Below are 26,184 nucleotides of genomic sequence, written 5' to 3'. Positions count from 1 at the left end.
ATGTGTAAAAAAGAACTTTGCTATATGTATATATATACATGATAAATTTTCATGATGAGGTGTAATCAGAATGAAGTTTCAAACACCTTTGGGATAATGAGATTTTATTCGACTCATGATTAGAGATCGAGTGCGTCAGGCTTTTGAATATAGCAGCTCTGCTGAAATAAGCGAGGTTTGTGTTATACCTTGCGTGTTTTCCAGGATAATCACACATATTACCGATGCGAGAACTTTCTAGTGTCTGCACTTTTGATATTTAATTTCAAAAAGCCGAGTCAATTCTTGGGCCGATTATCGATAAGTAAGCCATCAATGATCTAGAGTTGATGTGTTGTTTTTTGTAATGAAATCATGATGTTGAATTTTTCAGCTGTAAGAGTGCACATTGTGTTATTTATTTTTGGTTAATCATTTGTCTATTTTTGGCTATTTAATTGTTTGCAAGCAGGCTTTATTTCATTTTGGTTGAATGATACTTTGGTGTATCTAAATAATAGTTTTAATCTTTGTAAAAATGCGATTTTAGCAATAGCTAATTGGCATTGGTCGGTTTTCCTTTATTGAATCTTTCATTATGTATTAATAATGCAATTAATTTAGACGTCGCTTTGGCAATGTTTAAATTAAAAGGTAATTTTTGAGAGTGTGGGGTTCATAATATTAGCATCGCTGCGTACATCAGTGCGTACGGAACCCATTTTATATAGGTAATGCAGGGACGTTAACGATCGATAGTGAGATAGTATGCTCGTTGCTAATGATGAGTTAGGCCGCGGAAAGGCTGCTGTTTGGAGGAGGTAACGGTACTCTGGATAGTCAGGACGGCAGTAAAGTTTACACGATGCTTATTAACATCGGGTAAAACTCCGGTGGTACTGGGGCCATTACCTTGGAGGGTGCGAATTCGCTAATATTAGCGACCACCGGCAAAGATATTTTTTAATGAGCCAGGGTTAAAAATGATGGCGGTGGTGGATTCTCATCACCAGGCAAACCACGCCGAGTAACATGCATCCAGCAAGAAACGGCACCAGGCCAAAAACAGTGCTAATTGCAAATCCCATTTCAATGCGCGGGCGTGTGGCATCGTTACCTTGGGCGAGATGTTCAAGTACGCCAGGGGCGTGAACCATCAAACTTAGGATCTGGGTACCAACCCAAAAGCAGAACAAAATGAACGCGGCGTATGCCAAATTACTCCGGGTAGATCTCTCTGCTTTCATTGTTGAAACCGTGGTTATGACCGGAACAACCTGTTTTGACAAACTCATATCAGTCATCACGCCCCCCATGAAACAGTAAAACGGTCCAGGCATCTGCCTGATACTTCAATTGCGTTGAGTTTGGCAGGTCATACTGTTTGTCAATATCAGATTGTTGGTAATTATTGGGGCAGAATAGTCCTGGTTTGTGAATATATGTCTGAGATCACATATTCGTAACTTAGGTGAAATTTCCGTAACATTATCCTGTTTGTCTCGCATTAACGTGGGGTTTAACGTCGCGCGCTATGCCACAATAAGTATTCTTTTTAGCCCTGACGGATTGCACCATGTCTGCGAAAACATTGTCTTTGAAAATGCGCCGTGACTGGCACTATTACGCCGTAGCGATTGGCCTGATCTTTATTTTGAATGGTGTAATTGGCTTGCTGGGATTTAAAACCGAAGGCTGGCAAAACTATGCGGTTGGGCTGGTGACCTGGATTATTTGTTTCTGGGTAGCGGGATTTATCATTCGCCGCCGTCCGGAATCAGAAGAACCGGCGGCGGCGAAAGAGTAGGGCTTAAGCCGTAATCGAACTTTTCAGAGCGCTATCTTGTTGGTGGCGCTCAAGAGCCAGCTCAATCAAACGGGTAATCAGTGTTTGATAATCTAAGCCGCTTGCCTGCCAGAGTTTTGGATACATGCTGATATTGGTGAAGCCTGGTAGTGTATTGATCTCATTGATAATAACTTCATTATCAGCGGTCAGGAACACATCCACCCGCGCCATTCCACTGCATTCCAGCGTCTGATACGCACGTACTGCAATTTCACGGATTTTATCGTTGATATCAGCGGTAATCGCAGCAGGCACCACAACTTGCGCACCTTTATCATCGATATATTTGGTGTCGTAAGAGTAGAAATCACTGTTTACGACCACTTCACCGCAGGTGCTCGCTTGTGGTGCATCATTACCCAAAACCGCACATTCAATCTCACGGCCTTTGATGCCAGTTTCCACCACAACTTTATGATCAAACTCGAAGGCTAATGCCACAGCCGTTTCATACTGCTCTGCGGTGCTGACTTTGCTAACACCAACAGATGAGCCCTGGTTGGCAGGCTTAATAAACAATGGTACGCCCAGTTTTGCTTCGACTTCAGCAAAGCTGATGTTGTGACGGTTTGCACGGGTAAGGGTAATAAAAGGTGCGATATTCAGCCCGGCATCGCGCAGCAGGCGTTTTGTCACGTCTTTATCCATACTCACGGCGGAACCCAACACGCCGGAACCGACAAACGGTAAGTTAGCCATGCGCAGCATCCCTTGCAGGGAGCCATCTTCGCCTAACGTGCCGTGAACGATTGGGAAAATAACATCTACTGGCGCTAAAAACTGTGCGGAGGAGGATTCAATCAGCTGGTTTTCTGTTTGGCCTGGCACCACGGCGACATTTGTCCCTGAGCGATTCAAGGCGATCAATGCCGGGTTTTCTGCGTTTAACAGATAGTTGGATGCATCATTGACGTGCCACTGGCCCTGTTTATCAATCCCCAGTAACACCACTTCAAACTTTGATTTATCTATGGCGTCGACAATATTTTTCGCCGACTGCAGCGACACTTCGTGTTCTGCTGACTTGCCACCAAACACGATACCCACCCGCAGTTTTGCCATGCCTAAACCCATCCTTAAACTGTACAAAGGCGGACAACATACCACGCTCATTGCGAGGATTCATGTGCTTCCTGCAGCTTAAAATCGCGCAACTTCTATAATGATTATTCCTTAATCAATGATGTGCGGATATCAGCGGTTTTAGTTTGGCCAATTTCATTTTGGGATGCGCGACTACGACATATATCGTTAATTTAAAATTTTATGATATGGTTCAAAGTATTCCGCTTATTTATTTCACTTATAAAGCGTGCACGGTATGGAATCCTGGAAGGTCAATTTAATCTCGGTATGGTTCGGGTGCTTTTTTACCGGATTAGCCATCAGTCAAATTCTGCCGTTTTTGCCGCTCTATGTTGAACAACTCGGCGTTACTTCTCATCAGGCATTGTCAATGTGGTCTGGGCTGACCTTCAGTGTGACGTTTCTGGTTTCTGCTATTGTCTCGCCAATGTGGGGTAGCCTGGCCGACAGGAAAGGCCGGAAATTGATGCTGTTGAGGGCATCGCTCGGGATGGCGGTCGCCATTTTATTACAGGCGTTTGCCACTAACGTTTGGCAGCTCTTTATTCTACGCGCTGTTATGGGGCTCACCTCTGGCTATATTCCCAATGCGATGGCGTTAGTGGCCTCTCAAGTCCCTCGGGAACGCAGCGGCTGGGCTTTAAGTACACTTTCAACCGCACAAATCAGTGGGGTTATTGTCGGCCCACTTCTGGGCGGATATATGGCAGACACCCTCGGATTGCGGGTGGTTTTTTACGTCACAGCAGCGTTATTAATGGTCAGTTTTTTAGTGACACTCTTCCTGATAAAAGAAGGTGCGCGGCCTAAAATAAGTAAAGCCGATCGTTTATCAGGCAAAGCGGTGTTTGCTTCTCTTCCTTATCCTAAATTGATGATCAGTTTATTTGTCACCACTATGGTCATTCAGCTCTGTAATGGTTCGGTGGGGCCAATACTTGCTCTGTTTATAAAACATCTTTCCCCAGAAAGTAACAATATTGCGTTTATCAGTGGTTTTATAGCGGCGGTTCCGGGGATCTCAGCCCTTATTTCAGCGCCACGATTAGGTAAGTTGGGTGACAGAATAGGTACCGCCCGAGTATTAATGGCGACGCTGATTTTTTCGGTAATATTATTTTTTGCTATGTCGTGGGTGACTTCACCTGGGCAGCTGGCCGTATTACGTTTTTTATTGGGTTTTGCCGATGGTGCAATGCTACCAGCGGTTCAAACGATGCTCGTGAAGTATTCCAGTGACCACGTGACCGGGCGAATTTTTGGATATAACCAATCGTTTATGTATCTGGGGAATGTGATTGGCCCCTTAATCGGTGCTGGCGTGTCAGCCGTGGCGGGTTATCGCTGGGTGTTCATTGCTACAGCGTTGGTCGTCCTACTTAACGTGTGGCAGTTGGCCATTATGTTACGGCGTAAAAAGCAGCAAGATGCCATGCGAGATCAGATGCTGCCGTAATCTTTAATGTTTGTGCTGCATATTACTCCTTTTAATAGGGGCAAAAACTAACCAAAATTACATCAGCTATAAAGTATGCTGTTAATTTTAGATCTGAAATAACTTCGCGATGCTATTTTTAAGTTAGCAGGCTGAAGATATTTTGCACTCTGACACAAATTCGCTAAGACATATAAAAATAGTCGTGATCCCCTCTAGGCAACATGAAACCAGAATGATAACGTCATGCTTCAAATCCTTTGGGGCAATTAAGATGAGAAATCTCATTTCTGAGTTACTGACCAGACTCGCCGAAAAAGAAGAAGAGTCAAAAGAGTTTGTTGCACAGATAGAAGCCCTTGAAATAGTCGTTACCGCAATTCTCCACAAAATGGAGTGCAGTCAATTACAGGCAATAACGACCAGCATTGAAGACGCTTTATCCAATGTCAGACCCAGTGATACGATTACATCTCATGACGCTCACCTCTTGAAGAAAAACTTAACGAGGCTCCTGAACCGCCCTTGCGTTTAAATTTTTTTATAATTATTTTGGACTACATTTTATTATTACCCTTCTTAATAGTTAGTAAGGGTAATTAATGTTATGCCATATACATTTTTATCTCAGCTATAATCTATTTATTCTCATTACTCCTCTGAAAAGGTTCCAATAAATAGCGAAGCGGCAGGATATCTCCCTCTGACAGTTCGCCTTTTCGCCATAAACATACCAAAATTAAAGCACTCCATTAAAAGGGATAGTGCTATGAAAACAGTATTAATGATGGCTTTATTGGTCAGTGTTATGGGTTCTGCGGTGGCAGCAGACAAAGTGCAGACGCCGCAGCAACAGCGTATGACGACGTGTAATCAACAAGCTACCGCGAAAACCCTTAAAGGGGATGAACGTAAAACCTATATGAGTAATTGCTTGAAAAATAGAGAGTCAGCCCCCGCAGATAAAAGCCTGACTCCGCAACAGCAGAAAATGAAAGAGTGTAATGCTGAAGCCGGGAAACAAACATTATCCGGTGATGCGCGTAAAACCTTCATGAGTAATTGCCTGAAAAAACAGCCTCAGTAAGCTAAATGGGTGAGTCGCTTCGCTGACTCACCCGAAAAATCATACTTTCCCCCAAAGTACGCTTTCTATAATTACGGCAAATGTTTCAGAATATTCCTAAATATCATGAATGATGATCATAACTCTGGTAAATGGCTTCCTGGGGGATTTATGGATAGCTCGACTTACCTCGATGAAGACCGGCATCGCTCAGGACGGCGATTTGCCCGTCGCATTTATATACCGAGAACTATTGGGTTAGGGACGGGCTTTTTCTGTGTCGCTTCAGTGCTGGTTATGCAGCCGATATCAGGATGGTGGTGGTTACTCCTGGTTGCCAACGGTTTTATCTGGCCGCATTTAGCATGGCAAACAGCCGATCATGCGCCAGACCCTGCTCAGGCAGAAATCCGTAATTTAATGATTGATTCTTTGATGGGCGGCGTTTGGATTGGGGTAATGGGTTTGAATGCGCTTCCCTCAGCATTAATACTTGCGATGATATGCATGAACAATGTCGGTTGTGGCGGGCTGAAATTGTTCTTTAACGGCTTAGGTTTTATTGTGCTGAGCTGCCTGTTGACGCTTGGCCTGTTTCTTATCCCGCTGAATCTACAGACCATGCCTTCTCAGGTATGGGTTTGCTTACCGTTTTTATTGATTTATCCCACTTACTTTGGACTGGTCAGTTACCGTACTGCACTAAAACTGTCCGAGCATAAACGTCGCTTTATGCAATTGAGCACACGCGATGGCATGACGGGGGTATATAACCGCCGTCACTGGGAACATCTGCTGCACGGGGAATATGATAACTGCCAACGCTACCAGCGAAATGCAACCTTGCTTTTGATTGATATCGACCACTTTAAGTCGATTAATGATTCATTTGGCCATGATGTTGGAGATGAAGCTATTCTGGCCATCACCGAACATTTGCAGCTCACATTGCGTATTACAGATGTAGTGGGGCGCTTCGGTGGTGACGAATTTGGTGTGATCATGTCCGGCACGTCGCAAGAGAGTGCGATACAGGCAATGGCTCGTGTACGAGACTATCTTGATGAGTTCCGTTTACCTCATGCACCGCATTTCTCACTGCGTATCAGTGTTGGTGTGGCGGAATTTGATCACAATATGGTGAGCTATCGCGAATGGTTAAAAGCGGCTGATGTGGCGTTGTATAAAGCGAAAAAACTTGGGCGCAGCCGTACAGAAGTGGCTGATATCGCCGCTTAAAACCCTCTCCTGCAAACAGGAGAGGGGAACAAAATTATGATTTACCTAAGTGCTCGGACTTCGCCATACATTTCACCATGGCTTCCATCACTGCGGCTCTGAATCCTTTCTCTTCCAGAACTTTCACCGCTTCAATAGTCGTACCGCCTGGCGAACACACCATATCTTTCAGCTCACCTGGGTGTTTGCCGGTTTCCAGTACCATTTTGGCTGAGCCCATGACGGCTTGTGCAGCAAATTGATATGCCTGTTTGCGCGGCATACCGCCCAGAACAGCTGCATCAGCCATGGCTTCGATAAACATAAACACATAAGCAGGCGCTGAACCGCTAACTCCCACAACGGGATGAATCATGGATTCAGAGACCACTTCGGCAAGCCCAAAGCTGCGGAAAATGTTAACCGCATCTGCAATGTCTTCGGGAGTGGCCAGCGCATTTGGCGTGATGGACGTCATGCCAGCATTGACTAACGCAGGGGTATTTGGCATTGCGCGAATGATTTTGCGATCGTGGCCGAGCGCTTTAGCCAGAGAATCCAGCGTAATACCCGCAGCAATGGAGATCACCACCGAGTCTTTATTCAAGCTGGAACTGACTTCACTGAGCACTTTTAACATGACATTCGGTTTCACAGCGCCAAATACGATATCCGCAATTTGTGCCACGTCCTGCGCACTTTCTGCTGCGTTAACACCGTATTGCTCGTGCAAGGCTTGAACTTTATCGGGTGAAGGGGTATAGACCCAGATATTACCTGGAAGTACCTGTCCACTGGCTATCAGACCACCAAGGATGGCTGTTCCCATGTTGCCGCAACCAATAAAACCAATCTTCTTATCCATAGTCTCACTCCATCTTTTGAGTTGTGTGATGAGCATAGCTTAACGTGCATTCTGATACTCGCGCTACGCTAAAGCAAAACAGCCTTCCTTCGTAGCCGTGAAAGATAAAGTTTGCGATTCTGGAAAAGCACGGCAAGATCGCCCCCATTAGCCCCGACAATCAGGAGTTGTCATGCAAATCTGGGTGGATGCTGATGCGTGTCCAAAAGTGATTAAAGAAGTGTTGTTTCGCGCAGCGGAGCGCGCTCAAATTATGGTGACACTGGTTGCTAACCAGGGGCTGAAAGTCCCGCCATCGCGCTTTATTCGTACCTTGCAGGTAGCAACGGGTTTTGATGTAGCAGACAACGAAATTGTGCGCCGTTGTGAAAAGGGGGATTTAGTGGTGACCGCAGATATTCCTCTGGCCGCCGACGTGCTGGAAAAGGGCGCGATTGCCTTGAATCCTCGGGGTGAGTTGTACACCCCTGCCACCATCCGGGAACGCCTGACCATGCGCGATTTTATGGACACATTAAGAGCCAGTGGTGTACAAACTGGCGGGCCAGATAGCCTTAGCCAGCGCGACCGTCAGCTGTTTGCCAATGAACTGGAAAAATGGTTGCTCGTCGCCAGTCGTTCAAAAAGCGCCTAAAAATAATGTAAATCTATTCCGCGTACTAGCTTGCTGATATTATGTTTCGCGTAACGAAAATCGTTACAGATTTTTACCCACTCTGGCGGACTGCTGAGGATTAGCCACTGATGACTCAACCTATTTATTTAGTCGGCGCACGAGGTTGTGGCAAAACAACCGTGGGTGTTGCACTAGCGCAGGCATTGGGCTGTAACTTTGTTGATACCGACCACTACCTTTTAACCAGCACTAAAATGAGCGTCGCTGATATCGTGGCACAAGAGGGCTGGGAAGGTTTTCGCCGTCGTGAATCCATGGCGCTGCAAAGCGTTACGGCACCTGGAACGGTTATTGCCACGGGTGGTGGTATGGTTCTGGCCGACAGTAATCGTCAGTTTATGCGTGAGAACGGAGTGGTTATCTATTTGCGAGCACCGGCGCAAATCCTGGCATCCCGTTTAGAAGCTTTCCCTGAAGAAGGCCAGCGTCCTACGCTTACGGGCAGACCTATTACGGATGAAATCGTTGAGGTACTCGCCGCACGTGAAGCGCTCTATAACCAGGCTGCGCACCATGTTGTAGATGCCACGCGTCCTCCGGCAGAAATCGTTGAAGCGGTTCTGGCGGTACTGAATACGGCTCGGGCCTGCTGATTGTTGTCTATACTTAATGCTCATTCATCTCCAAAGGAAGTGTGATGGCGAGCAATCCTCCATATCCTCGGGAAGCGCGTATTGTTGCTGTTGAAAAAGGGGTCACGGACCAAACGGTGACCTGGTATCAACTTCGTGCTGACCATCCCCATCCTGATACGCTGATCAGTGAGCACGAGACCGAACAAGAAGCGCGTGATGCAAAGCTGCGCTACGAAGATCCGCAAAAAACGTAAGATCCCGGCATGGATGCCATAATCGTCCCCTCATCTTTAAAGTTAATTCATTGATCTGGTGATTAATCACATCTTTCACTTTATTCATTTGTTAATAATTCATTATCGTGAAGTTGTATTAATGTCATTGACGTTTCGTTGAACATTGCGACAGGTGCTCTGCAATTATGCTGCTACGCTTTGTGCTTAATTATTAATCGACCTTCAGCAGAGTATCATTCACAGGAAAGGTACCAGCGCAGCAGTGAGGGGCTGATATGGGACAAGGGCGGAACGAAGCATGAAACAAACATTGGCAATTATTACCATCGGTGTTGTCCCGGTCAGTGAAATGCTGCCGCTACTCACAGACCATGTCTCTGAAGAAAAAATCAAACTATTCAGTCTGTTGGGTAACCTATCACATGAAGAAGTGATGACGGAATATGCCCTCTCCCCTGGCGAAGAACCACTCATGACGCTTCTGTCGGGGAACGTTTTAGTTGATTTAGGAAAACAAAAGGTGGAACGCGCCTTGCAGGATGTGATTGAAGTGCTGGATAACCAGGGTTTCGATGTCATTTTGCTGATGTGCTCGCACCGTTTTTCTAACCTTACCGTGCGTAAAGGTATTTTGCTGGAGCCGGAGCGCATTATCCCGCCGCTGGTGGCTTCAATTGTCGATGGGCATCAGGTGGGTATCATTATCCCCGTCCCTGAAATGTTGAAATTTCAGCATAAGAAATGGCAGCTATTGCAATGCGAACCCTTGTACGAGCTGGCGAATCCGATTCACGGAACCGAGCAGGATTTAATCGAGGCTGGGGAAAAACTGGTTAAGGACGGTGCAGGTGTATTGCTTCTTGACTGTCTTGGCTTTCACCAAAAACACCGCGATTTGTTGCAAAAATCGTTAGATGTCCCAGTATTATTATCGAACGTGCTGATTGCTCGCTTAGCGTCAGAATTACTCGCGTAACGGCGGGCAATAATTTGCGTGACAGGTTCTTCCGTTCCCCTCTATATTGTTTTTTCAACTATTTTAAAAAGGGCCAGGTCATGCTTCAAAGTAATGAGTACTTTTCCGGTAAAGTGAAATCTATTGGGTTTACCAGCAGCAGCACTGGCCGCGCGAGTGTTGGGGTAATGGTTGAAGGTGAATATGCTTTCAGTACTGCCCAACCAGAAGAAATGACAGTGGTTAGTGGGGCATTACACGTTTTGCTGCCGGGTGAAACCGAGTGGAAAACCTATGCTGCGGGCACCGTGTTCCATGTTCCTGGACACAGTGAATTCCATTTACAAGTTGCCGAACCAACGTCTTATCTTTGCCGTTATTTGGCTGACAAATAATTTACCCGTCATACTTCAAGCTGCAGTTGCGTTGACTGCACCCGTGCGCCCCAGTCACATAGTTATCTATGTTCCTGGGGACTTACGGCCTTGTCGCCTTGCTGCAACTCGAATTATTTAGGGTAAATCTCTTTTCCCCTGGCAGGGAGATGATTTAGCGTTGCGCTTCGCCACCTAACGCTTCAACCAGGTTTTTAATCAACGCTGCTAACTCGCCAGTCATCAGAATAAAATCGGCATCAAAACGCCCACCGAAATCTTCACGGTCAATATCTTCGTTTTGGTCGCGCAGCGTATCGGCAAATTTCAGACGTTTAATCGAGCCATCATCGGCGACCAGGAACTGAATACGTTCTTGCCAGTCGAGAGCCAGTTTCGTCACGACTTTATCGGCTTCGATATGGGCGGCAATTTCGTCGCACACCAGATCCTGCTGCTTACAACGAATCACACCACCACCTTCAAGAATAGCCTTCAGCTCGGCTTCATCCATCAGCGCAAAACCTGGAGGAACGTCGCCTGAACGTACCCATTCAGTCAGCGTCAGCTCGATAGGGGTTTCCAGTGCAAGTGGGACAACCGGCAGAGAACCAAGGCTTTTACGCAGCAATGCCAACGTATCTTCCGCTTTTTTGGCGCTGGCGCAGTCCACCATGATTAAACCGTTAACGGTATCGATCCACATCATCGTTTGATTGAAACGACTGAATGCGCGTGGCAGCAAAGAGTGCAGTACTTCATCTTTCAGAGAATCTTTCTCGGTCTTTTTCAGCTTGCGAGCCTGATCGGCTTCTAGCTTGCTGATCTTTGCTTCCAGTTCTTGTTTAATCACTGGAGCCGGGAGGATTTTTTCTTCTTTACGAGCACAAATCAGAATTTGCCCGTTGGCGACATGGGTCAATGCATCGCTGTGTGAGCCCATTGGCGACACCCAGCCAGTCTTGGCCATATCCTGGCTGCCACAAGGGGTGAAGGTAAACGCGGCCAACTGTTTTTCCATCTCATCCGCTGAAAGCGTGATGTCACGGCTTAAACGGTAAACCATTAAATTTTTGAACCACAGCATGATTATTTCCCGGACTGTCAGTTAAACGCAGCGGGCATGATAGCGAATCAGGCGCTCTGTTTCATTGCCTTTACGGCCACACACTTCTATTCTATTGATAACATTAATTAAATGAGGGTATCGCTGTGCGCATTGGTATCGACTTAGGTGGGACAAAAACAGAAGTGATCGCTCTGGCGAACGATGGCAAACAACTTTTTCGCCATCGCCTGCCGACGCCCAAAAATGATTATCAGCAAACAATCGGTACCATCGTTGAGCTGGTGCGCCTGGCTGAAGAGGCAACGGGTGAGAAGGGAACCGTTGGGATTGGTATTCCTGGTTCGATTTCGCCATATACCCGTGTGGTGAAAAATGCCAACTCCACCTGGCTCAACGGACAGCCTTTCGATAAGGACCTGTGTGATGCGCTACAGCGTGAAGTACGTTTAGCCAACGATGCGAACTGCCTGGCTGTTTCAGAAGCCATCGACGGTGCTGCTGCCGGGGCGGCAATGGTCTTCGCAGTCATTATTGGCACTGGGTGCGGCGCGGGTGTGGCCATCAATGGTCGCAGTCTGATTGGCGGCAACGGGACGGCGGGCGAGTGGGGGCATAACCCATTGCCGTGGATGGACGAAGATGAACTCCGTTTTCGTGAGGAAGTGCCTTGCTACTGCGGCAAACAAGGTTGTATCGAAACGTTTATTTCCGGTACTGGCTTTGGCACTGACTACCATCGCCTGAGCGGAAAGCCGTTGAAGGGTAATGAGATTATGCATCTTGTCGATCAACAAGATCCGGTAGCCGAACTGGCGATCGCGCGCTATGAAATGCGTCTTGCTAAATCGCTGGCCCATATCGTCAACATTCTGGATCCGGATGTCATCGTGTTGGGTGGCGGGATGAGCAACAACGAACGTCTTTATAAAACGGTGCCGCAGCTGGTGAAACCGTGGGTGTTTGGCGGCGAGTTTGAAACCCCAATTCGCAAAGCAGTGCACGGCGATTCCAGCGGCGTGCGTGGTGCGGCGTGGTTGTGGCCGCTTGAGAAGTAATTTCCCCTCACCCTGACCCTCTCCCTGATGGAGAGGGAATTGCCCGAGTTTGATTTTCCCTTCTCCTGATGGAGAGGGAATTGCCCGAGTTTGATTTTCCCTTCTCCTGATGGAGAGGGAATTGCTCGAGTTTGATTTTCCCCTCTCCTGTGGCCAGGTGATGTTCGGTTTTCTCCCTCTCCTGTGGGAGAGGGCTGGGGTGAGGGCCGCATTACTCGACAGCAAATTCCTTCGCCAACCGACTCACGCCCAACCCGTTAATCTTCTTCACTTTAATTTGTACCGGTATACGCTCTTTCATCGCTTCGACATGGCTTATCACGCCGATGGTTTTGCCGCTGGCATTGAGGGTGTCCAGTGCATCCAGCGCGGTATCCAGTGTCTCCGCATCCAGCGTGCCAAAACCTTCATCAAGAAACAGCGAATCGATGCGCGTTTTATGGCTCACCAGGTCGGATAGCGCAAGTGCCAGCGCGAGGCTCACCAGGAAACTCTCACCACCTGAAAGCGTGCGTGTATCGCGTACCGCGTCAGCCTGCCATGTATCCACCACTTGCAGATCCAGCGCTTCGCTATCTTTGCGTTGTAGCAAATAGCGCCCATGTAAACGATTGAGCTGATTGTTCGCCAGCCACACCAGATTATCGAGCGTCAGTCCCTGGGCAAACTTACGGAATTTATCGCCTTCCTTCGAACCAATTAATGCATTCAGATAACCCCAGTCTTCCACTTGCTGTTGGCACTCCACGATGGACTGCATCAGTCCTTGCTGGCGCTGGCGGTTTTCCGCGTCATGGCGAAGCTGTTGCTGAATTTGCCCCTGCTGTGTGGTGTTCTCGCGCAGTTGCTGATGGCATACCCTCAGTTGTTCTTCCAGCGAACTCAGTTCTACATCTTCAGCAAGCGTTGCAGGGCGAGCGGCTTTATGCTCGGTCAGCGCCTTTGCAGCCTGCTGATACAGTGTGGTTTGCTGCTGATGCTGTTGCTCAAGATGTTGTTTTTTCAACTCAAGCTGCTGGCGTTCTGTTTCTTCCAGTAGTGCGGCCTGGAATGACTCCGTATCCGCGAACGGGCTGGTGGCCAGTGCTGTCAGGAACTGCGCGCTTGCCTGCTCTACGCGGCTTTCTTCCTGTTGCAGCTGCTGTTGCAGCGTCTTCCACTGGCTCTCCAGAGCAATGCAGTCGTTGTGTAGGTTATGCCAGTTTTGCAGTGCAGAAATTTGTTCGCTTTCGGATAGCGGTGCGGGCGTAGTGCCATCATCAACCATCGCATTAAGCAGGCTTTCCAGTGCGTCGAGTTGCTGTTGCAAGCGCGGGAGTTGCTCATGGTGCTGCTGCCAACGCTGTGATTCCTGTTGGCGTTCCGCCAGCCAACTGCTTTCTTCACCATTGGCCGGATATTGAAGGCCTGCACTTTCCAGCGCAGCGTTCAGTGTTTCGCGCAGGGACGCTATCTCTGCGCCAAGTTTTTGGTGCTGAAGCCGCAATTGAGTGAGCTGTTCTTCCAGTAAGATCCGTTGGCTAAGTTGATGCAGTTGCTGTTCACGTTGTTCTTCGCTTTCCAGCCACCGCTGGAGGTCATCTTCTGGCGTCAGTGCCAGTTGAAGGCGGGAGCACAATTGCTGCCAGCGCAAATGCAGAGCTGTTTCTTCTTCAGTGAGCGTGTTAATGGCAGCCAACATGCTTTCACGCTGTGAACGCAGCGTATCGAGTTGGCCTTTCATTGCAAAACCGGCTTCCGCAAGGCTTGCCACTTCGCGCTTAAGTGCCGCCAGTCGCTGCTGATTTTCCCCGGGTTGAATGGCCTGGTAGTCAGCAACCGCCGGATGTTGCATCGAGCCGCACAACGGGCAGGGTTGCTCAGGTTGCAGACGGGCGCGTTCCGCTTCGAGGCTGACAATACGGCTTTCCAGCTCGCACACTTTTTCCAGGTCACTTTCGTGCTGGCGTCGTTCTTTGTATTGCTGGCGTTTAAGTGCCAACTCCGCATCGCGCTGGGTTATCTGCATTTCAAGCGCGGCAATATCCTGTTGCTGCTGTGTTTTGCGTTTTAGCAGTGAGGAAAGTTGCGGTTGTATGGTCGCAAGCTGCTGGCGCAAAGGGCGTGCTGAAATCGTTTCTTGTAAGTGCGTGCTTACTTCATCTGCACTGAGTGCAAGTTCAACTGCTGGCAGTAATTCGAGCTTTTTCTGAAGGGCTTCGATGTCACGCTGAAAGTCTTGAAGCTTTTTTGCCTCATTTTGCTGTTGGCTGAAGGCCATACGCCAGCCTGTGAGTTCAGCACCCCACAGGCGATAACTGTCGTGTGTTTTCAGCCATTGTTGCAGTTCGGTACTTTCATGCGTCAATTTTGCCGCCTGGCTTGCGGCAGCAAGTCGCGTCTGCTGGCGGCGCACTGTCGCCTGACGTAAGCGAGTATTCACTTCTTCCGTCTGAATACGGGTATTTTTCAGCGTAGTTTTCAGTTCTTGCAGGCGCTGCCAGTCAGGGCGCAGTTTTTCTGCAGGTTGAGCTCGCATCAGCTTTTCGAGTTGCGGTGCTGCTTCCTCAATGGCGCGAGCGGCCGCATTCAACGCCGCTTCTGAATGCGCGTGGTTTTGAGTCAACGGGTTGAGTTGACTCAGCCACTTCTGATGGAGCTGAAGGGTTTGCTGCTCCGTAAGACGATTTTTTTCTTCAAGAGTAAGTAATTGCAAACTCGCAGAAAGCTGCTGGTGCTGCTCATCGCTTAACAGAGCAACACCTGCCGCCTGCGCTTGTAAGTTCTCAAGTTGGCTGCGTACATTTTTATGATTTTCAAATACCGCCGCAGAAACAGCGCCGTAAATCTCAGTTCCGGTAAGCTCTTCAAGCAAGGAGGCACGGTCATTGGCATCGGCATTTAAAAACGCCGCAAACTGGCCCTGCGAGAGCATCATGGAGCGGGTAAAGCGGTCGTAATCGAGGCCGGTTAATTTGGCGGTGACATCGAGCTTATCTTTTACTTTATCGGCGATGATTTTGCCGCTTGCCACTTCCGCAAGCTCAACGCGTGGAGCTTGAAGGTTACCGTTTGCTGCGTTGCGTGCCCGGTTTTGGCTCCAGAAGGCACGGTAGGCTGTGCCTTTGACTTCAAACTCCACTTCCGCCAGACATTCGGCAGTGTCGCGGGTCATGAGATCATTTTGCGATTGTGAGACCGTGTTGAGGCGCGGAGTTTTGTGATAAAGCGCGAGGCAGATAGCATCCAGCAGTGTCGTTTTTCCGGCACCTGTCGGCCCGGTTATTGCAAACAAACCATTGCTGGCGAAAGGTTCGCGGGTGAAATCAATTTTCCATTCCCCTTTCAGGGAGTTTAGATTTTTTAACCGTAGGCTGAGGATTTTCATGCCTGTTCCTCCGCGTCATGCAGACTTGCCACTGTTTGGGCAAACAAGGTGCGCAAACGGTGCGCGCGCTCCTCGGTAGTCTCTTCCTGAACCAGACGGCGCTCAAAAACGTCTTCAACCGTCAGTTCGCTCAGTGTTTCTTTGTGTTGTTGAGCAATGACGCGCTCGCGCTGCTCACGGCTACGGCGCAGCAAAACGACCTCGACCGGCAGTGTTTCAGTCAACTGCTGAATATGGCGCTGCATATCATGTAGATATTCGTCCGTGGCGATTTCGATATCCAACCAGACTTTGGGGTCTGCGGGGGCATCGAGCCATTGAGCAAGCTGCTGTTCAATTTCGCTCAGTGAACCTTTGATCACAGCCAAAGGCTGGCTAACAGGGACCGGAAGTGGGGTAACCTCACTCAATTTACCTTCTGCAAACTCAACCAGATAAACGCTTTTGACCTTGCCGGTTTCGTCAAAACTCAACGGTATTGGGGAGCCGCTGTAGCGGATATGTTCGGTGCCACCAATTAATTGGGCGCGATGAATATGGCCCAGTGCGATGTAATCCGCTTGCGGGAAATGCTGCGCCGGGAAGGCGTCTAGCGTGCCAATATAAATGTCGCGCACCGCATCCGTTTTCGTCACACCCACCGTGGTTAAATGCCCTGTTGCGATAATCGGCAGCTTCGCATCCGCACGTAAATCACAAGCCGCGCGGAAACACTGCTGATAATGTTCGCTAATGGACTCCATTAATGAACGCTGCTTTTCGTGGCCGGATAAACCTGCCTGGCTGTTTTGAATATCGCGGGGACGCAGAAATGGAATGGGACAGAGAATAGCCCCCGGCTCGCCATCTTTCTTATTGAGCACCATAGCCTGTTGGCTGACATCGTGACGGGCGCTGGCGATGACATAAGTGTTAAGGCACGCCATTAATTCTCGCGATTCGTTAAGTGTTGCAACAGAATCATGGTTTCCCGCGAGAACCACCAGGGAACATCCGGTCGCCTGAAGCTGCACCACAAATCGGTTATACAGTTCACGGGCATAGCTCGGCGGAGAGCCGGTATCAAAAATATCCCCTGCGACAATTATTGCATCCACATCATGAACGACTGCGGCATTGAGCAACCACTCAAGAAAAGCCTGGTGCTCTGGGCCACGGCTTTTGGTATAAAAATTTTGACCAAGATGCCAGTCTGATGTGTGAATAATGCGCATAACCTGTCCAGTGGCTTAAAAGCGAAGTCTCGATTATAAAGGGGTGAGTCGAAAAACGTCATATCTGTCTGTGTCATAAATCAAAATGATGAGTCATCAAACAGTCATGTATTTCATAAATCTGTAATAAATCTGACGCATAATGGCGCCGCATTGAAACAACAATTACACCTTTGGGTATCTTCCTTAAGCAGGGCGAATCATGGCGAAGCGTATTTTAGTCGTAGAAGATGAAGCTCCAATCCGTGAGATGGTGAGTTTTGTGCTCGAGCAAAACGGTTTTCAGCCTGTAGAAGCGGAAGATTATGACAGTGCAGTAAATCTGCTTATTGAACCTTTCCCGGATCTGATTTTACTGGACTGGATGTTGCCAGGCGGCTCAGGTATTCAGTTTATCAAGCATTTGAAACGTGAGGCATTGACGCGTGAAATACCCGTGATGATGCTGACGGCGCGCGGTGAAGAAGAAGATCGCGTGCGAGGCCTTGAAGTCGGGGCCGATGACTACATTACCAAACCGTTTTCACCTAAGGAGCTGGTGGCTCGTATTAAAGCTGTCATGCGCCGAATCTCCCCAATGGCGGTGGAAGAGGTGATTGAAATGCACGGGCTAAGCCTTGACCCGTCATCACATCGCGTGATGACCGGTGAAAATCCTTTGGATATGGGCCCGACGGAATTTAAGTTGTTACACTTCTTTATGACGCACCCGGAACGGGTCTATAGCCGTGAACAATTGCTTAATCATGTATGGGGCACCAATGTTTATGTCGAAGACCGAACAGTGGACGTCCATATCCGGCGGTTACGCAAAGCGCTCGAACACAGTGGTCATGACAGAATGGTACAAACAGTACGCGGTACGGGTTATCGGTTCTCAACCCGCTTTTAACCCCTTAGCAGGAGAGTGACGCGTGCTGGAACGGTTGTCATGGAAAAGGCTGGTGATGGAGTTGGTGCTCTGTTGTATACCCGCCATCATTTTGGGCCTGATTTTTGGCCATTTACCCTGGTTTTTATTACTGGCAGTCACTGGACTGCTGGTTTGGCATTTCTGGAATTTGCTGCGTTTGTCGTGGTGGCTGTGGGTCGATCGCAGCATGACGCCTCCTCCCGGTCGCGGAAGTTGGGACCCGTTGTTATACGGCCTTCACCAAATGCAGTTACGCAATAAAAAGCGCCGCAAAGAGTTAGGCAATTTGATTAAACGCTTTCGTAGCGGTGCGGAATCATTGCCTGATGCCGTTGTGTTGACGACGGAAGAAGGGACGATTTTTTGGTGTAACGGGCTGGCTCAACAACTGCTTGGGTTACGTTGGCCGGATGATAATGGGCAGAACATCCTAAACCTGCTGCGTTACCCGGAATTTACCCGCTATTTGACGCAAAAAGATTTCTCTCGTCCATTGACGCTGGTGCTCAACAACGGACGTCATCTTGAATTTCGTGTTATGCCTTACAGCGACGAACAGTGGCTGCTGGTCGCGCGCGATGTCACTCAGATGCACCAACTGGAAGGGGCGCGACGCAACTTCTTTGCCAACGTAAGCCATGAACTTCGTACACCGTTAACGGTGCTGCAAGGTTATCTGGAGATGATGCAGGATCAGACGCTTGAAGGGCCGCTGCGTGAGAAAGCTCTTGGCACCATGCGCGAGCAAACTTCGCGAATGGAAGGTTTAGTGAAACAACTTTTGACGCTGTCAAAAATTGAAGCGGCTCCGGCCATGGTACTCAATGAAAAGATTGATGTGCCACTGATGTTGCGGGTGGTGGAGAGAGAAGCGCAAACTCTCAGCCAGCAAAGGCAGACGCTGCAATTCGATATTGATCCCGTGCTAAAAGTGTTCGGTAACGATGAACAGTTGCGTAGCGCGATTTCAAACCTGGTGTATAACGCGGTAAACCATACGCCGGAAGGGACGCACATTACAGTGGGCTGGAAGCGGGTGGCAGGCGGCGCATGCTTTAGCGTGACGGATAGCGGGCCGGGTATTGCTGCGGAACATATTCCACGCCTGACCGAGCGTTTCTATCGCGTGGATAAGGCGCGTTCGCGACAAACCGGCGGCAGTGGATTGGGACTGGCAATAGTGAAACATGCTTTAAGCCATCACGATGCGCGTCTGAATATCGAAAGCCAGCCTGGCAAAGGTTCGACATTTTCCTTTGTGCTGCCTGAGCGGTTAATCGTTAGCGAAAAAGAAGTGCAGACAGAGTAGCTGAATGCTTCTGTGTCAAAAAAACTTTCCACAGGCCAGCATACTGGCCTGTGTTTTTTTTTGTTCACTTGTAAATCAAAAACGCTTAATCGGTTATAATTTAACCACACAATAAACCATACTACTTTCTAACAGATAAACAAATATACTGACTTTAAGTCTAATTTAAGGAGATCAATCTGGTTTTAGGATCCCTTCTTGCCTTCATACGCTATAAGCGTTTTAATTGCGCCCCTGTGATTAGTAGACCGACTGGATTTGAGTGGTAATTCAAACAACTATTCTTCGCCACCGATCCCGGAAAGGATTTTTCGCTGTCGTCACTATCAATCACCGCTTTTATACCGAGTGACCAGGTATAAAAATTTAAATACTTTCAACACCACACACCCACAGGCTGCAAAACTTTATGACCCATCATTTAAAATCTCGAGACATTCTCGCATTAGGGTTTATGACCTTTGCGCTGTTTGTCGGAGCAGGCAATATCATTTTCCCACCGATGGTGGGGTTACAGGCGGGTGAACACGTTTGGATTGCGTCACTCGGTTTCCTGGTCACGGCTGTGGGCCTGCCGGTTCTGACTATCGTCGCCATTGCTCGTGTAGGCGGTGGCATTGATAGCCTGAGCTCACCGATTGGCCGTCGTGCCGGTGTGCTGTTGGCGACGATTTGCTACCTGGCTGTTGGCCCGCTGTTTGCGACACCGCGTACGGCTACCGTTTCCTTCGAAGTGGGGATTGCGCCACTGGTCGGCACGGGTGAACTGCCACTGTTTATCTACAGCGTGGTGTACTTCGCTATTGTTATCGCCATTTCACTTTATCCGGGCAAACTGCTGGATACCGTAGGGCATGTGCTGGCGCCGGTGAAAATTGTCGCGCTGTTGGCGCTCGCTGCGGGTGCAATGTTGTGGCCTGCGGGGGGGATCAGTACTGCGACTGAGGCGTATCAGAATGCCGCGTTTTCTAACGGTTTTGTGAATGGCTATCTGACCATGGATACCCTGGCGTCATTGGTCTTCGGGATTGTTATTGTTAACGCTGCGCGCTCGCGTGGTGTGACTGAATCCCGTCTGCTGACGCGTTATACCATTTGGGCTGGTCTGATTGCAGGTATTGGCTTAACGCTGATCTACCTTGCGCTGTTCCGCCTGGGTTCAGACAGTGCTACGCTTGTGGCTGACCAAAATGCCAACGGTGCTGCCATTCTTCATGCGTATGTGGCACACACCTTCGGTGGTGCAGGTAGCTTCTTCCTGGCCGCGTTGATTTTCCTCGCCTGTATGGTAACGGCAATTGGCCTGACTTGTGCGTGTGCTGAGTTCTTCAGCCAGTATTTGCCGCTGTCTTACCGTTCGCTGGTGTTTATCCTTGGCTTGTTCTCGATGGTGGTTTCTAACCTCGGGTTGAGCCATCTGATTCAGGTTTCGATTCCAGTGCTGACGGCGATTTACCCACCGTGTATTGCGCTGGTGGTGCTGAGTTTCACCCGTCCGTGGTGGCATAACTCGACTCGCGTGATTGCGCCGGCAATGATCATTAGTACATTGTTTGGCATCATTGATGGGATTAAAGCCTCCGCAATCAGTGACATTTTACCCGCGTGGACTTCACGCTTGCCGTTGTCTGACCAGGGCCTGGCATGGTTGCTCCCAACCATCATCATGGTAGTGATTGCCATCATATGGGACCGCGCTGCAGGGCGACAAGTGGCTCAAACAGCCCACTAAAAATTATAATTTTGTACAACCACGGGGCTCTGCTCCGTGGTTTTTTTTATTGTTAAGCAGGTATGGAATCAATGGAAAACGCTAATAAACTCAAGCGCGGCTTGAGTACCCGGCACATACGCTTTATGGCGTTGGGTTCGGCAATTGGCACCGGGTTGTTTTATGGCTCGGCAGACGCAATCAAAATGGCAGGGCCCAGCGTCTTGCTGGCCTACATCATCGGTGGGGTTGCTGCTTACATCATTATGCGTGCGCTGGGGGAGATGTCGGTTCATAACCCTTCCGCCAGTTCATTCTCACGCTATGCGCAAGATAACCTTGGCCCGTTGGCAGGATACATCACAGGTTGGACCTACTGTTTTGAAATCCTGATTGTCGCGATTGCCGATGTCACCGCATTCGGTATCTATATGGGACTGTGGTTCCCGGCCGTACCGCATTGGGTTTGGGTATTGAGCGTGGTGCTGATTATCTGCGCCATTAACCTGATGAGCGTAAAAGTGTTTGGTGAGCTGGAGTTTTGGTTCTCCTTCTTCAAAGTCGCTACCATCATCATCATGATTGCAGCCGGTATCGGCATCATCGTTTGGGGCATTGGAAACGGTGGCCAGCCTACGGGCATCCATAACTTGTGGAGCAATGGCGGCTTCTTCAGCAATGGCTGGATAGGCATGATTATGTCGTTGCAGATGGTCATGTTTGCCTACGGCGGCATTGAAATCATTGGTATTACTGCGGGTGAAGCGAAAGATCCACAGAAGTCTATCCCACGCGCTATCAACTCTGTTCCGTTGCGTATCCTGGTGTTCTATGTCGGTACGCTGTTTGTCATCATGTCTATTTACCCGTGGAACCAGGTGGGGACGGAAGGTAGCCCGTTCGTGCTGACTTTCCAGCATATGGGGATTACGGCTGCGGCAGGTATTCTTAACTTTGTGGTGATCACCGCATCGCTTTCAGCAATTAACAGTGACGTATTCGGTGTAGGCCGAATGTTGCACGGCATGGCAGAGCAGGGCAGCGCCCCGAAAGTGTTCGCCAAAACTTCTCGCAATGGTATTCCCTGGGTCACTGTGCTGGTCATGTGCTGCGCACTGTTACTGGCGGTAGTGCTCAACTACCTGATTCCTGAAAACGTCTTCCTGGTGATTGCTTCGCTGGCGACGTTTGCCACTGTGTGGGTTTGGATAATGATCCTGCTGTCGCAGATTGCCTTCCGACGTAAGCTTTCTCCTGATGAAACTAAGGCGCTGAAATTCCCGGTGCCGGGCGGCGTAGCAACCACGATTGTGGGCCTGGTATTCCTGGTATTTATCATTGGGCTAATCGGCTGGCATCCGGACACCCGCATCTCGCTCTATGTTGGCTGCGTGTGGATAGTATTGCTGCTGGTCGGCTGGATGTTTAAACGTCGTCAAATACTCGCCACAAACTCGTAGATAACGTCTTTAACGTTGTCGACAAAAGGTAGTAGTAGGGTGGATTAGCGTCAGCGAAATCCACCCTACTGTTTACATCTCCGGGCACTCTACTTTACTAATTGCATCCCAGTAGTTTTTCTCGTTGTTACGTTCGAGCGCAATTCTCGCGTCGCGAATGTAACGCTTGTTCTCCTCATTGGAGAGTATTTTATTTGCCCAATCATCTTCATTCATTTTCTTTTGCGGATGGCAGGTCTTTTTTAAGTCTGCGGTAATCTGTTGTTTATACTTTCCAAATTGTAGAGATTCATAAGCTGAGCTGGCCAAAGCATTGGTGGAGCAAAGTACGAGCAAAAGCAGGGAAAGGGTTCGGGCAAGAGTCATGACGATCTCCTTTTATCAGGGCGCATCGGCGGGAGTGTTTTCACTATAGGTTTCGCTAACTTATTAAGCAACTGGCGCTGTTTCTCCACCCCCGCTTTCCTCCCCCAATTAAAATAGTAATGATGAGTGATACACGCTCGCGCTGTGGCAAGGTGGCGTCAATTTATTATCTGGGGATGCGATTATGTTGAATTCCTGGCACCTTCCGGTGCCCCCTTTTATTCAGACACGTAAAGACAAGCTTTACATCACTTTATGGGTTTCTGGCGATGATTTACCGCATCGTGTGGTTCTGCGTTATGAAAAAGATAACGAGGAAACCTCGGTGCAGATGACTCGGCAGAAGGCAGCACCGAGTGATGGCATCGTCGCATGGCGCGGGGTGATTGATTTATCTGAAGGGCAGCCGCGTCGCCGCTATAGTTTTAAATTGCTATGGCTGGATAAACAGCGCTGGTTAACGCCGCAAGGATTGAGATCGATCCCTCCCGCACGCCTTGAGCAGTTTGCGGTCGACCTGCCTGATGACGGCCCGCAATGGGTGCAGGATCAGATCTTCTATCAGATTTTCCCCGATCGTTTTGCTCGCAGCGAACAACGCACACCAGAACAGGATCAGATCTATTATCACCACGCTGCAAAACGCGACATCATACTGCGTGACTGGAATGAGCCTCTCATCGCAGATGCAGGGGGATCAACCTTCTATGGCGGCGATCTTGACGGTATCAGCGAAAATCTCCCGTATCTGAAGATGTTGGGCGTGACCGCGCTGTACCTCAATCCTATTTTTACCGCTCCGAGTGTTCATAAATACGATACCCAGGATTATCGCCGCGTAGACGTGCAGTTTGGTGGCGATCACGCCTTTTTGCGTTTGCGCAAAAATACCCAGCGGCTGGGCATGCGCCTGGTGCTCGATGGCGTGTTTAACCACAGCGGTGATACTCACCAATGGTTTGACCGTCAACAAACTCACGGCAGCGGTGCAAGCCACAATCCGCAATCCCCGTGGCGCGATTTTTACAGCTATAACCAGGACGGGCAAGCCCTCGACTGGCTGGGTTATTCAAGCCTACCGAAACTGGATTACCACTCTTCCGCGTTGGTTGACGAGATTTACCAGGGCGAAGAAAGTGTGGTGCGCTACTGGTTACGTGAACCCTGGGGGATAGACGGCTGGCGGCTGGATGTTGTGCATATGCTGGGTGAAGCGGGCGGGGCAAAAAACAATCTACGGCATGTCTCCGGCATCACCAGGGCGGCGAAAGAAACCAAGCCTGATGCGTATATATTGGGGGAACATTTTGGCGATGCCCGGCAATGGTTGCAGACGGATGCAGAAGATGCGGCGATGAACTATCGGGGGTTCACCTTCCCGCTGTGGGGATTCCTTGCCAACACGGATATTTCCTACGATCCACAGCATATAGATGCACAAACCTGTATGGCGTGGATGGATGAATATCGTGCGGGGCTTTCTCATCAGCAACAACTGCGCATGTTTAACCAGCTCGACAGCCATGACACCGCGCGGTTCAAGTCAATCCTTGGTAAAGATGTGGACCGCTTACCTTTGGCTGTCGTGTGGCTGTATTGCTGGCCTGGTGTGCCGTGCGTTTACTATGGTGATGAAGTGGGACTGGATGGCAACAACGATCCATTCTGCCGCAAACCTTTTCCATGGGACCCGGATCAACAAGATCTACAATTGTTGGCGCTTTATCAACGTCTTGGCAAGTTACGCCACAAAAGCCGGGCCTTGCGCCACGGTGGTTTTCAGGTGATTTACGCCAATGGAGATGTGGTGGTATTTGCTCGCGTTTATCAAAATGAACGAGTGCTGGTGGCGATTAACCGTGCTGAGCAATGCGATGTGACACTGCCGTGGAATCCGTTGTTAAGCGGCATAAGCTGGACACGACTCGAAGGTGAAGCCCATCTGGATAATCACCAGTTGTCACTACCCGGTGTTTCGGTTTCCCTCTGGCATAACCTCTGACTCTGTAACCGGTTTCCCTTTTCGCCAGGCGAGGGGGGAAACTGGTGCTATTCTTATCTCTCCCCCCATTCACAAATACCTTTCAGGCTAGATATTTCCAGCGCTCATGCCCTTCGGGCCAACTGAATCTGAGGAAACACTATGTCTATACGTGAACTGATCGACCCGACTAATTCCACGCTGATTTTCATCGACCATCAACCGCAGATGTCTTTTGGCGTCGCTAATATTGACCGGCAAACGTTGAAAAACAACACGGTTGCGTTAGCTAAAGCGGGCAAAATTTTTAACGTCCCCACCATTTTTACCTCGGTAGAAACGAAAAGCTTCAGTGGTTATATCTGGCCTGAATTGCTGGCGGTTCATCCTGAAATTACCCCCATCGAGCGCACTTCAATGAACTCCTGGGAAGATGCGGCATTTGTCGCAGCGGTGAAAGCCACCGGGCGCAAGAAACTGGTTATTTCAGCATTGTGGACCGAAGTATGCCTGACATTTCCTGCGCTAATGGCGCTGGAGGAAGGGTTCGAAGTTTACGTGGTGACGGATACCTCGGGCGGAACCTCTGTTGATGCGCATGAACGCTCGATTGACCGCATGGTGCAGGCGGGGGCGGTTCCCGTGACCTGGCAGCAAGTGCTGCTTGAATACCAACGCGATTGGGCGCGTAAAGATACCTACGACGCAGTGATGGATCTGGTACGAGAGCATAGCGGCGCGTATGGCATGGGCGTGGATTACGCGTACACCATGGTTCATGGTGCCCCAGAACGCAAAGCCTGATGAATTGCCGCGGGATCTTTCCTACCTTCTATTTTCTTTCAATCAGGACTCGCTCATGGCTGACAACAACACTGTCACGCTGGTGATTACCCACGCTCTTAAATCAGGCCAGGCTGCGCGTTATGAGCAATGGTTGGCGAAAATTATGCCTGCTGCGGCGCGTTATCCGGGACATCTTGGGGTACATGTCATTCGCCCAACCGCCGGGAGCGATGTGTACAACATCGTTATTCGTTTCAATACGCTGGAAAATCTTACGGCTTGGACGAAATCGGCTGAGCGAGAGGCGCTGGTTGATGAGATAAAACCCGCCCTTCGCCTTGATGATCATCTGGAAGTTCGTACTGAAAACGCTTTTTGGTTCACCCCTGAAACCCCAACGCTTAAACGGCCTGCACAATGGAAGCAATTCCTGATAACGCTAGCGGTGATTTTCCCGAGTACCAACGTCATTCCACGTATCACCGGCCTGCTTTTTCCTTCGCTGCACGGCTCGCTTTTATTACATCTCATCAATGATGCGCTGGTCGTAGCACTCGTGGTCTGGCTATGGATGCCAATAATGACGCGCATCTTTGCAGGCTGGCTGAAAAAGTAACGTTTCACTGAGGAGAATGGGTT

Annotated in this window: 25 protein-coding genes; 18 read left to right on the top strand and 7 right to left on the bottom strand. The window is 49.2% G+C overall.

Going from position 1 to position 26,184, the window contains the following annotated elements; all coding sequences use genetic code 11:
* Positions 1-956 precede the first annotated feature (956 nt).
* Positions 957-1,283: a DUF2755 family protein gene (locus BSPA111_RS12050; protein WP_183271378.1), complete on the bottom strand. Its 327-nt coding sequence runs from the start codon at positions 1,281-1,283 to the stop codon at positions 957-959.
* Positions 1,284-1,555: 272 nt separating this feature from the next.
* On the opposite strand from BSPA111_RS12050, the gene BSPA111_RS12045 reads away from it, so the two are divergent.
* A complete protein-coding gene (locus BSPA111_RS12045; protein ID WP_183271377.1) occupies positions 1,556-1,786 on the top strand; it encodes a DUF2754 family protein in 231 nt (76 codons plus the stop codon).
* 3 nt (positions 1,787-1,789) lie between these two features.
* On the opposite strand, the gene ddlA is transcribed toward BSPA111_RS12045, so the two are convergent.
* The gene (gene ddlA / locus BSPA111_RS12040; RefSeq protein WP_183271376.1) at positions 1,790-2,890 is read right to left on the bottom strand and encodes a D-alanine--D-alanine ligase; all 1,101 of its coding nucleotides are present in this window, start codon (positions 2,888-2,890) and stop codon (positions 1,790-1,792) included.
* Positions 2,891-3,149: 259 nt separating this feature from the next.
* On the opposite strand from ddlA, the gene BSPA111_RS12035 reads away from it, so the two are divergent.
* The 4 genes from BSPA111_RS12035 to adrA all read left to right on the top strand — a co-directional run bounded on the left by BSPA111_RS12035 (position 3,150) and on the right by adrA (position 6,654).
* On the top strand, positions 3,150-4,370 hold the full coding sequence (locus BSPA111_RS12035) for a multidrug efflux MFS transporter (protein ID WP_183271375.1): 1,221 nt from the start codon (positions 3,150-3,152) through the stop codon (positions 4,368-4,370).
* 253 nt (positions 4,371-4,623) lie between these two features.
* Positions 4,624-4,884, top strand: coding sequence for an anti-adapter protein IraP (iraP, locus tag BSPA111_RS12030; RefSeq protein ID WP_183271374.1), 261 nt, complete (start codon positions 4,624-4,626; stop codon positions 4,882-4,884).
* Positions 4,885-5,118: 234 nt separating this feature from the next.
* Positions 5,119-5,436, top strand: a complete 318-nt coding sequence (locus BSPA111_RS12025; protein ID WP_183271373.1) for a PsiF family protein — start codon at positions 5,119-5,121, stop codon at positions 5,434-5,436.
* A gap of 90 nt (positions 5,437-5,526) precedes the next feature.
* The gene (adrA, locus tag BSPA111_RS12020; RefSeq protein ID WP_255459268.1) at positions 5,527-6,654 is read left to right on the top strand and encodes a diguanylate cyclase AdrA; all 1,128 of its coding nucleotides are present in this window, start codon (positions 5,527-5,529) and stop codon (positions 6,652-6,654) included.
* Between the two features lie 34 nt (positions 6,655-6,688).
* Here adrA and proC read toward each other — a convergent pair whose 3' ends face one another.
* Positions 6,689-7,498 (bottom strand): pyrroline-5-carboxylate reductase, encoded by an 810-nt coding sequence (proC, locus tag BSPA111_RS12015; protein WP_183271371.1) that lies wholly within the window; start codon positions 7,496-7,498, stop codon positions 6,689-6,691.
* A gap of 172 nt (positions 7,499-7,670) precedes the next feature.
* Between proC and BSPA111_RS12010 the strand changes: the two genes are divergently transcribed.
* The 5 genes from BSPA111_RS12010 (at position 7,671) to ppnP (ending at position 10,335) form a co-directional block, all read left to right on the top strand.
* Positions 7,671-8,132, top strand: coding sequence for a YaiI/YqxD family protein (locus BSPA111_RS12010; RefSeq protein ID WP_183271370.1), 462 nt, complete (start codon positions 7,671-7,673; stop codon positions 8,130-8,132).
* 110 nt (positions 8,133-8,242) lie between these two features.
* Positions 8,243-8,767, top strand: coding sequence for a shikimate kinase AroL (gene aroL / locus BSPA111_RS12005; RefSeq protein ID WP_183271369.1), 525 nt, complete (start codon positions 8,243-8,245; stop codon positions 8,765-8,767).
* Positions 8,768-8,811: 44 nt separating this feature from the next.
* A complete protein-coding gene (locus BSPA111_RS12000; RefSeq protein ID WP_183271368.1) occupies positions 8,812-9,003 on the top strand; it encodes a YaiA family protein in 192 nt (63 codons plus the stop codon).
* Between the two features lie 280 nt (positions 9,004-9,283).
* The gene (locus BSPA111_RS11995) at positions 9,284-9,961 is read left to right on the top strand and encodes an AroM family protein (protein WP_183271367.1); all 678 of its coding nucleotides are present in this window, start codon (positions 9,284-9,286) and stop codon (positions 9,959-9,961) included.
* A gap of 80 nt (positions 9,962-10,041) precedes the next feature.
* The gene (gene ppnP, locus BSPA111_RS11990) at positions 10,042-10,335 is read left to right on the top strand and encodes a pyrimidine/purine nucleoside phosphorylase (protein ID WP_183271366.1); all 294 of its coding nucleotides are present in this window, start codon (positions 10,042-10,044) and stop codon (positions 10,333-10,335) included.
* 154 nt (positions 10,336-10,489) lie between these two features.
* Here ppnP and rdgC read toward each other — a convergent pair whose 3' ends face one another.
* Positions 10,490-11,401, bottom strand: coding sequence for a recombination-associated protein RdgC (gene rdgC / locus BSPA111_RS11985; RefSeq protein WP_183271365.1), 912 nt, complete (start codon positions 11,399-11,401; stop codon positions 10,490-10,492).
* A 125-nt stretch (positions 11,402-11,526) separates the two neighbouring features.
* On the opposite strand from rdgC, the gene mak reads away from it, so the two are divergent.
* Positions 11,527-12,438, top strand: coding sequence for a fructokinase (mak, locus tag BSPA111_RS11980; RefSeq protein ID WP_183271364.1), 912 nt, complete (start codon positions 11,527-11,529; stop codon positions 12,436-12,438).
* A 211-nt stretch (positions 12,439-12,649) separates the two neighbouring features.
* On the opposite strand, the gene sbcC is transcribed toward mak, so the two are convergent.
* Both sbcC and sbcD read right to left on the bottom strand, forming a co-directional pair.
* The gene (sbcC, locus tag BSPA111_RS11975; protein WP_183271363.1) at positions 12,650-15,805 is read right to left on the bottom strand and encodes an exonuclease subunit SbcC; all 3,156 of its coding nucleotides are present in this window, start codon (positions 15,803-15,805) and stop codon (positions 12,650-12,652) included.
* The gene (gene sbcD / locus BSPA111_RS11970) at positions 15,802-17,019 is read right to left on the bottom strand and encodes an exonuclease subunit SbcD (RefSeq protein WP_183271362.1); all 1,218 of its coding nucleotides are present in this window, start codon (positions 17,017-17,019) and stop codon (positions 15,802-15,804) included. Before sbcD ends, sbcC begins: the two co-directional genes overlap by 4 nt.
* A gap of 202 nt (positions 17,020-17,221) precedes the next feature.
* Here sbcD and phoB point away from each other — a divergent pair, with 202 nt between their 5' ends.
* The 4 genes from phoB to proY all read left to right on the top strand — a co-directional run bounded on the left by phoB (position 17,222) and on the right by proY (position 22,412).
* The gene (gene phoB / locus BSPA111_RS11965; RefSeq protein ID WP_064549213.1) at positions 17,222-17,911 is read left to right on the top strand and encodes a phosphate response regulator transcription factor PhoB; all 690 of its coding nucleotides are present in this window, start codon (positions 17,222-17,224) and stop codon (positions 17,909-17,911) included.
* Between the two features lie 22 nt (positions 17,912-17,933).
* Positions 17,934-19,241 carry a phosphate regulon sensor histidine kinase PhoR gene (gene phoR / locus BSPA111_RS11960; RefSeq protein ID WP_183271361.1) on the top strand — a complete coding sequence of 436 codons (1,308 nt, stop codon included), beginning with the start codon at positions 17,934-17,936 and terminating at the stop codon, positions 19,239-19,241.
* A gap of 409 nt (positions 19,242-19,650) precedes the next feature.
* Entirely contained in the window at positions 19,651-20,973 is a 1,323-nt protein-coding gene (gene brnQ / locus BSPA111_RS11955; protein WP_183271360.1) for a branched-chain amino acid transporter carrier protein BrnQ, read from the top strand.
* 71 nt (positions 20,974-21,044) lie between these two features.
* Positions 21,045-22,412 (top strand): proline-specific permease ProY, encoded by a 1,368-nt coding sequence (proY, locus tag BSPA111_RS11950; RefSeq protein WP_183271359.1) that lies wholly within the window; start codon positions 21,045-21,047, stop codon positions 22,410-22,412.
* 72 nt (positions 22,413-22,484) lie between these two features.
* Here proY and BSPA111_RS11945 read toward each other — a convergent pair whose 3' ends face one another.
* Complete coding sequence (locus tag BSPA111_RS11945; protein ID WP_183271358.1) at positions 22,485-22,778, bottom strand: YicS family protein; 294 nt, start codon at positions 22,776-22,778, stop codon at positions 22,485-22,487.
* Positions 22,779-22,962: 184 nt separating this feature from the next.
* On the opposite strand from BSPA111_RS11945, the gene malZ reads away from it, so the two are divergent.
* The 3 genes from malZ (at position 22,963) to BSPA111_RS11930 (ending at position 26,161) form a co-directional block, all read left to right on the top strand.
* Positions 22,963-24,780, top strand: coding sequence for a maltodextrin glucosidase (malZ, locus tag BSPA111_RS11940; protein WP_183271357.1), 1,818 nt, complete (start codon positions 22,963-22,965; stop codon positions 24,778-24,780).
* A gap of 141 nt (positions 24,781-24,921) precedes the next feature.
* Positions 24,922-25,563 (top strand): hydrolase, encoded by a 642-nt coding sequence (locus BSPA111_RS11935; protein WP_183271356.1) that lies wholly within the window; start codon positions 24,922-24,924, stop codon positions 25,561-25,563.
* Positions 25,564-25,618: 55 nt separating this feature from the next.
* Complete coding sequence (locus BSPA111_RS11930; protein ID WP_183271355.1) at positions 25,619-26,161, top strand: antibiotic biosynthesis monooxygenase; 543 nt, start codon at positions 25,619-25,621, stop codon at positions 26,159-26,161.
* Positions 26,162-26,184: the final 23 nt, after the last annotated feature.

Source organism: Buttiauxella sp. A111 (assembly GCF_014189855.1).
GTDB lineage: Bacteria > Pseudomonadota > Gammaproteobacteria > Enterobacterales > Enterobacteriaceae > Buttiauxella > Buttiauxella selenatireducens.
This window is presented reverse-complemented; position numbering and strand designations above follow the sequence as displayed.